This is a genomic window from Mumia sp., assembly GCF_028803055.1.
Lineage (GTDB): Bacteria > Actinomycetota > Actinomycetes > Propionibacteriales > Nocardioidaceae > Mumia.
Map to the genome: position 1 here is coordinate 20,354 of NZ_JARBCJ010000021.1, position 7,062 is coordinate 27,415.

Sequence of the window (7,062 nt, forward strand, 5' to 3'; positions counted from 1 at the left end):
TCAGAGGACCGCGCCGTGGTCGGGGTCGTCTCCCCGGTCGTGGTCTCCTCGGCGGACGAGCAGGAACACCAGAGCCACCACGAAGGCGACCACCGCGACGCCGGGGATGATGCCCGGCACCGGCGCGCCGATCACGGCGAGGGCGAAGAGCAGCAACGGCCCTCCGACCAGGCCGCCCCACGCCACCCTGGTCCACAGGTCACCTCGCGGCATCGGCTCGGGCTCGGGTGGGACGAACTCCTCCTCGTCCCACGCGTCGTCGTCCTCGTCGGGGACCGGGTCGGACCAGCGCGGCTGGAAGACGCCCTGGGGTTCGAGGACGTCGCGGGGATCGGAGGTGCCTGTTGCGTCATGTGGATCGGACGTCGGACGCTCCTCGGCAGGCGGGTCGAGGTCGGGCATCGAGAGCTCGAGGCCTGCGACGATCCGCTCGAACTCCTCGTCGTCGGAGGTCGCGCCGCTCACAGGGCCGGGTCACCCTCCAGCGTTGTGCCGGCGGTGTGCCGGGCGATGAAGTCGGCCGACTCCGACCAGATGCGCTCGGCGTCGTTGTCGAGCGTGGCGACGTGGTAGCTGTCGGTGAGGACGACCTCGACCGCCACCGCAGAGGAGACCCCCGCGAGGATGAGGCGACCCGACGACGGGTCCACGACGTGGTCCTCGGCCGACCGGAACATCAGCAGCGGCTGCGAGACCTTGTGGAGGTTGGCGCGGACGTCGGCCCACAGCCGCGTCTGCGACCACAGCGCGTGGAGCGGGGTCCGGTCGTACCCGGACTCCTCGACGCCGCTCTTCTTGATGTCGTTGCCGATGCCGGCCAGCGACGGCACCAGGTGACGCACCACCGGGAGCGCGGCGAGCCGGCGGTCGGCGATGGTGACGGCCGGGTTGACCAGCACGACGGCGTCCAGGTCGTCGGGTCGCTGCTCGGCGAGCCGAAGCGCGAGGGCGCCGCCCATCGACAGCCCGGCGACCGCAACGTGCTCGCAGCGTCCACGCAGCTCCGACAGGGTCCGGTCGGCCTCTGCGTACCAGTCGTCCCAGCGGGTGCGGTTCAGCTCCTGCCAGGTGGTGCCGTGGCCGGGAAGACGGGGGACCCGCACGGTGAAGCCCCGGTCGGCAAGGTGGCGTCCCCAGGGAGCCATCGACGCCGGCGAGCCGGTGAAGCCGTGGAGCAGCAGCACGCCGGTCGGTCCTCCGTCGGCGACGAGCGGGTGCGCGAGGGGGTGCAGCGCAGGGGAGTCGGCCATGAGCCCATCTTCGCCCAGTGCCGCCCGTCCGTACAGCAGAGGGTGTCAGGCGCTGTACGCTTTCGCTGATCAAGGAGGGGATGATGTGACCTACTGGCTACTCAAGTTCGTGTTCCTCGGTCCGCTGCTGCGGCTCGTGTTCCGGCCTGAGGCCTCCGGGGCCGAGAACGTCCCCGCTGAGGGCCCGGTGATCATCGCGAGCAACCACCTCTCCTACAGCGACTGGCTGTTCATGCCGCTCGTCGTCCCGCGGCGTGTCACCTTCGTCGCCAAGGCGGAATACTTCACCACCCCCGGCATCAAGGGGTGGTTCCAGAAGACGTTCTTCTCGTCCACCGGTCAGGTCCCCATCGACCGGACCGGCGGACGTGCGTCCGAGGGCGCTCTGCGCACCCAGCTCCGTCTGCTGCGCAAGGGCGAGGTGTGCGGGATCTATCCCGAGGGCACGAGGTCGCCCGACGGCCGCCTCTACCGCGGGCGCACCGGCGTCGCCCGGCTGGCGCTCGAGTCCGGGGTGACCGTCGTCCCGGTGGCAGTGCGGGGCACCAACGTCGTCGCACCCCCCGGCAAGGTCTTCGGCCGCTACACGCGGCCGACCGTACGGTTCGGCGAGCCGCTCGACGTCAGCCGCTACGAGGGCATGGCCGACGACCGCTACATCCTTCGGGCGGTCACCGACGAGATCATGTACGAGATCATGCGGCTCTCGGGCCAGGAGTACGTCGACACGTACGCATCCCGCTCTCGCAGGCCAGGGCCCGAGTCGCTCTCGGACGCTCCGCCCCGCGAGCTCCCGAAGGCGTCGTAGGCCGCGAGCATGGACCGCGTGACGCGCGCTGCGCAGCAGGTCGACGACCAGTTCTACCGTGTCCTCACCGTCCTGCGGGCCGTGACGCTGGTCTACGCCGTCGGCGTCAACGCCGCCCGTTGGCGCGACTTCGAGCATCCTGTCGCAGCGTGGTTGCTCATCGGCGTGATGGTCATCTGGTCGGGCGTGGTCACGTGGCTGTACGAGCCCCGCCACCGCGCGACGTGGGTCTTCATCGTCGACATGGTGGTCACCCTGGCGCTCCTGCGTTCGACGCAGTACGTCCACACGCCCGAGATGCTCGCCGAGCACACGTTCACCCTCACCACCTACTGGGTGACCACCGTCGTCGTGTGCTGGGCGGTGCGCTGGGGGGTCACGGGAGGGCTGCTCGCCACCGCCATCGTGCAGACCGTCGACGTCACCATGCGTCCGACGGTCAACTCGTCCACCGTCGGCAACATCTTCCTGATGGTCCTCGCCTCCATGCTCGTCGGCTTCTGCGCCCACGCCCTGAGGGTCTCGGCGGTGCGCAGGGTCGAGGCCGAGCGTGCGGCGGCGATGGCCAGCGAGCGCGAGCGGCTCGGTCGCGCGGTGCACGACGGCGTTCTCCAGATCCTCGCGCTGGTCCAGCGACGCGGCAACGAGATCGGAGGCGAGGCCGCCGAGCTGGGGCGTCTGGCGGGGGAGCAGGAGCTGGCGCTGCGGAGTCTCATCCAGTCCCGGGGACGCGACGAGCCGACGACCGACGGTCAGATGATCGACCTGGGCCGTGCCCTCGACACGCTGGCGGAGCCGCGGGTGAGCGTCGCGACGCCGAGCCGTCCGGTCATGCTTCCGGCGGAGGTCGTCGAGGAGCTGGTCGCTGCCATCCGGGCGTGCCGCGCCAACACCACGCTCCACGGCGGGCCGGAGCCGTCCACGTGGATCCTGCTCGAGACCGTCGGCGACCGGGTGGTCGTGAGCGTGCGCGACGACGGACCCGGGATCCCGTCAGGACGGCTGGAGGAGGCGGAGGCCGAGGGCCGGATGGGTGTCGCCACGTCGATCAAGGGACGTCTGCGTGACCTGGGCGGGAGCGCTGACCTCGTCGACACCGGCGGACAGGGGTGCGAGTGGGAGCTCTCCGTACCCCTGACGCGTGTGTCGTGGCCCACAGGCGCGCGATAGGGTGCGGCCCATGGTGCGAGTGATGGTCGTGGACGACCACCCGTTGTGGCGGGAGGGCGTCGCGCGTGATCTGACCGAGGCCGGCCTCGACGTGGTCGCGACCGCGGCCAACGGCGTCGACGCGATCAACCGGGTGCTCGCCACGCGGCCGGAGGTCCTCCTGCTCGACCTCAACATCCCCGCTCCCGACGGCGTCGAGGTGACCGCGACGCTGACCCAGCGCGGGCTCGACACCAAGGTCCTCGTCCTGAGCGCCTCCGGCGAGCAGCAGGACGTCCTCGACGCCGTGAAGGCCGGTGCGAGCGGCTACCTCGTCAAGTCGGCGTCACGCGAGGCGCTGCTGGACGCGGTCCAGGCGGTGGCTCGTGGAGAATCGGTCTTCACGCCCGGGCTCGCGGGCCTCGTGCTCGGCGAGTACCGCCGGCTGTCGGAGGCACCCCCGACCGACGAGCCGGACGCGCCCCGCCTGACCGAGCGGGAGACCGAGGTGCTGCGCCTCGTCGCCAAGGGTCTGACCTACAAGCAGATCGCCGAACGCCTGGTGCTGAGCCACCGTACGGTCCAGAACCACGTCCAGAACACCTTGCGCAAGCTCCAGCTGCACAACCGGGTCGAGCTGGTCCGCTACGCGATCGAGCGCGGGCTCGACGAGTAGCCACCACACCGCCGCTGACGCTGGAAGGGGAGTCACATGCGAGTCGGAGTGCTGACCGGTGGCGGAGACTGCCCCGGTCTCAACGCGGCCCTCAGAGCGATCGTCGGCCGTGCCCGGTCGGAGTCGTCGATGGAGATCGTCGGCTTCCGTGACGGCTGGCGGGGGCCGATCGACGTCGACACCCGCCCGCTCGGCTGGGACGACGTCGCCGACCTGCTCGACCGCGGCGGCACGATGCTCGGATCCTCGCGCACGAACCCGGTCGCCATGGACGACGGGATCGCGAGGGTGCGCGCAGGACTCGACTCCGCCGGCTGCGACGCGCTCATCGCGATCGGGGGCGAGGACACCCTGGGGGTGGCGCACGCCCTCGCCGACGAGGGCGTCGCCGTCGTCGGAGTGCCCAAGACGATCGACAACGACCTCTCCGCGACCGACATCACGCTCGGTCACGACACCGCCGTCGTGATCGCGACCGAGGCCGTGGACCGGCTTCGCACCACCGCCGAGTCCCACCACCGTCCGATCGTCCTCGAGGTGATGGGACGGCACGCGGGCTGGATCGCGCTGCGCGCCGGTCTCGCCGGTGGCGCCGACGACATCCTGATCCCGGAGCAGCCGGTCGTCGTCGACGATGTCCTCGAGCGGTGCGCCCGCGTCGTCGCGAGGGGACGTGCTCCCATCGTCGTCGTCGCTGAGGGCGCGGTCCCCGAGGATGGTGCCGAGGTGCTCGCCAACGCCGGCACCGATGCGTTCGGACACACCCAGCTCGGTGGCGTCGGTGACTGGCTGGCCGCCGAGTTCGCGCGGGCGCAAGACCCCAGCACCCGGGCCGCGGTGCTCGGGCACGTGCAGCGCGGCGGCACGCCGACGGCGTACGACCGCAGCCTCGGGACCCGCTACGGACTTCACGCCGTCGAGGCGGTCGTCGACGGGGCATGGGGCTCGATGGTCGCCCTGCGGGGTGACGACATCACCCGGGTTCCGCTGGCCGACGCGGTGGGGCAGCTCAAGACCGTGTCGCCCGAGCGGTATGCCGAGGTGGCGGCGCTGCTCGGCTGACGGCTCGTCCCGCCGACCGGGACCGGGAGAGCCCCGTGCGCGGGGCGTCGTACCCTGGGATCGTGAGCATCCCGAGCCTCGAAGCCCTGCGCGCCATGGGCCCCGCGCAGCAGCCGACGTACGCTGACCCCGCGGCCCGTGACGCCGCGGTGCAGCGACTGCGGGGGATGCCGCCGCTGGTGTTCGCCGGCGAGGCCGACCAGCTGCGCGACAAGCTGGGCGCCGTGGCGCGCGGTGAGGCGTTCGTGCTGCAGGGTGGTGACTGCGCCGAGACCTTCGACGGCGTCAACGCCGACAACATCCGCAACAAGCTGCGCGTCCTGCTGTCGATGGCCGTCGTGCTCACCTATGCCGCGAGCGTGCCGGTCGTCAAGATCGGGAGGATCGCCGGGCAGTACGCCAAGCCGCGCTCGAGCGACACCGAGACCCGCGACGGTGTGACGCTGCCGGCCTACCGCGGCGACGCGGTCAACGGCTTCGAGTTCACGCCCGAGGCGCGGGCCCACGACCCGCAGCGTCTGCTCGAGGTCTACCACGCGTCGGCCGCCACCCTGAACCTCGCCCGCGCCTTCACCCAGGGCGGCTACGCCGACCTGCGCAAGATGCACGCCTGGAACTCCGACTTCGTCCGCAACAGCCCGGTGGGCACCAAGTACGAGACGATCGGCAACGAGATCGACAAGGCGCTCGCCTTCATGGACGCGATCGGGGTCGACCCCGACGAGTTCCACACCGTCGACTTCTACTCGTCCCACGAGGCGCTCCTCCTGGAGTACGAGCAGGCGCTCACCCGCGTCGACTCGCGCACCGGTCACCTCTACGACGTCTCCGGGCACTTCCTGTGGATCGGCGAGCGGACCCGCCAGCTCGACGGGGCGCACGTCGAGCTCCTCAGCAGGATCGCCAACCCGGTCGGCATCAAGCTCGGCCCGACGACGTCGCCCGACGACGCCCTCGCGTACGCGCACAAGCTCAACCCGGAGAACATCCCCGGCAAGCTGACCTTCGTGACCCGCTTCGGTGCCGACCGGATCCGCGACCTGCTGCCCGTGCTCGTGGAGAAGGTCCACGCCGCCGGCGTCCAGGTCGCGTGGATCAGCGACCCGATGCACGGCAACACCTTCGCCACGGACAACGGCTACAAGACGCGCGAGTTCGACGACGTGATCGACGAGGTGCGCGGCTTCTTCGAGGTGCACCGGGCGCTCGGGACCTGGCCGGGCGGCGTCCACGTCGAGCTCACCGGTGACGACGTGACCGAGTGCGTCGGTGGTGGCGGCAAGCTCGTCGCGGCAGACCTCACGCACCGTTACGAGACGCTCTGCGACCCGCGCCTCAACCGTGCCCAGTCCCTCGAGCTGGCCTTCCTCGTCGCGGAGATGCTGCGCGCACGCTGACGTCCGTACGCCGCAGGCCGCCCGGCCTCGTCGGTGGAGAGTCGGTCGGCACCGCCCGTCGGCTCGACAGGTCGTACGCTGTGCTTCGTGCAGGTGCTCTCGATCCAGTCCTCCGTCGCGTACGGCCACGCAGGCAACAGCTCGGCCGTCTTCCCGCTCCAGCGCCTCGGCGTCGATACATGGCCGGTCAACACGGTCGCGTTCTCCAACCACTCCGGCTACGGCGTCTGGCGTGGCACCGTCTTCGAGGCGTCCCAGGTCGCCGACGTCATCACCGGTGTCGCCGAGCGGGGAGTGTTCCCCTCCCTCGACGCGGTCCTCTCCGGCTACCAGGGGGCGCCTGAGATCGCCGAGGTCATCCTCGATGCCGTCGCGCAGGTCAAGGCGGCCAGCCCACGTGCCGTCTACTGCGCGGACCCGGTGATCGGCGACCGCGGACGCGGCGTCTACGTGCGACCGGGCATCGCGGAGCTGATGCGCGACCGGATCGTCCCCGCAGCCGACATCACCACGCCCAACCAGTTCGAGCTCGAGCTGCTGACCGGCGCCGAGGTCGGCTCCCTCGATGCGCTGCTGGCGGCCGTCGACGCGTTGCGCGCGCGTGGACCCCGCATCGTGCTCGTGACCTCGGTCGAGGTGTTCGACCCCAGCGAGAAGACCATCTCGATGGTGGCCGTCGACGACACGGGGGCGTACGTGGTGACCACGCCGAAGCTGGAG

General features: G+C 71.0%; 8 protein-coding genes. 6 read left to right on the plus strand and 2 right to left on the minus strand.

What is annotated here, in order from left to right; translation table 11 throughout:
• Both PV363_RS03905 and PV363_RS03910 read right to left on the minus strand, forming a co-directional pair.
• Nucleotides 1–465: a hypothetical protein gene (locus PV363_RS03905; RefSeq protein WP_220344363.1), complete on the minus strand. Its 465-nt coding sequence runs from the start codon at nucleotides 463–465 to the stop codon at nucleotides 1–3.
• Nucleotides 462–1,250: an alpha/beta fold hydrolase gene (locus PV363_RS03910; protein ID WP_220344364.1), complete on the minus strand. Its 789-nt coding sequence runs from the start codon at nucleotides 1,248–1,250 to the stop codon at nucleotides 462–464. Before PV363_RS03910 ends, PV363_RS03905 begins: the two co-directional genes overlap by 4 nt.
• An 85-nt stretch (nucleotides 1,251–1,335) precedes the next feature.
• Between PV363_RS03910 and PV363_RS03915 the strand changes: the two genes are divergently transcribed.
• The 6 genes from PV363_RS03915 to pdxY form a co-directional block, all read left to right on the plus strand.
• Nucleotides 1,336–2,058 carry a lysophospholipid acyltransferase family protein gene (locus PV363_RS03915; RefSeq protein ID WP_301021717.1) on the plus strand — a complete coding sequence of 241 codons (723 nt, stop codon included), beginning with the start codon at nucleotides 1,336–1,338 and terminating at the stop codon, nucleotides 2,056–2,058.
• Nucleotides 2,059–2,067: 9 nt separating this feature from the next.
• Complete coding sequence (locus PV363_RS03920) at nucleotides 2,068–3,228, plus strand: DUF5931 domain-containing protein (RefSeq protein ID WP_220347037.1); 1,161 nt, start codon at nucleotides 2,068–2,070, stop codon at nucleotides 3,226–3,228.
• Nucleotides 3,229–3,238: 10 nt separating this feature from the next.
• Nucleotides 3,239–3,883, plus strand: coding sequence for a response regulator transcription factor (locus tag PV363_RS03925; protein WP_220344367.1), 645 nt, complete (start codon nucleotides 3,239–3,241; stop codon nucleotides 3,881–3,883).
• A 36-nt stretch (nucleotides 3,884–3,919) separates the two neighbouring features.
• Nucleotides 3,920–4,945, plus strand: a complete 1,026-nt coding sequence (locus tag PV363_RS03930) for an ATP-dependent 6-phosphofructokinase (protein ID WP_220344368.1) — start codon at nucleotides 3,920–3,922, stop codon at nucleotides 4,943–4,945.
• A gap of 59 nt (nucleotides 4,946–5,004) precedes the next feature.
• Nucleotides 5,005–6,342 carry a class II 3-deoxy-7-phosphoheptulonate synthase gene (locus tag PV363_RS03935; RefSeq protein ID WP_220344737.1) on the plus strand — a complete coding sequence of 446 codons (1,338 nt, stop codon included), beginning with the start codon at nucleotides 5,005–5,007 and terminating at the stop codon, nucleotides 6,340–6,342.
• 87 nt (nucleotides 6,343–6,429) lie between these two features.
• Nucleotides 6,430–7,062 (plus strand): pyridoxal kinase PdxY (gene pdxY / locus PV363_RS03940; RefSeq protein WP_301021718.1); only part of this gene is annotated, 633 nt, incomplete at its 3' end.

What these genes read in the sequence shown, in the direction of transcription:
- PV363_RS03910 (WP_220344364.1), bottom strand. Translation starts at nt 1,250, where the DNA reads ATGGCCGACTCCCCTGCGCTGCACCCCCTCGCGCACCCGCTCGTCGCC.
- PV363_RS03930 (WP_220344368.1), top strand. Translation starts at nt 3,920, where the DNA reads ATGCGAGTCGGAGTGCTGACCGGTGGCGGAGACTGCCCCGGTCTCAAC.
- PV363_RS03925 (WP_220344367.1), top strand. Translation starts at nt 3,239, where the DNA reads ATGGTGCGAGTGATGGTCGTGGACGACCACCCGTTGTGGCGGGAGGGC.
- PV363_RS03920 (WP_220347037.1), top strand. Translation starts at nt 2,068, where the DNA reads ATGGACCGCGTGACGCGCGCTGCGCAGCAGGTCGACGACCAGTTCTAC.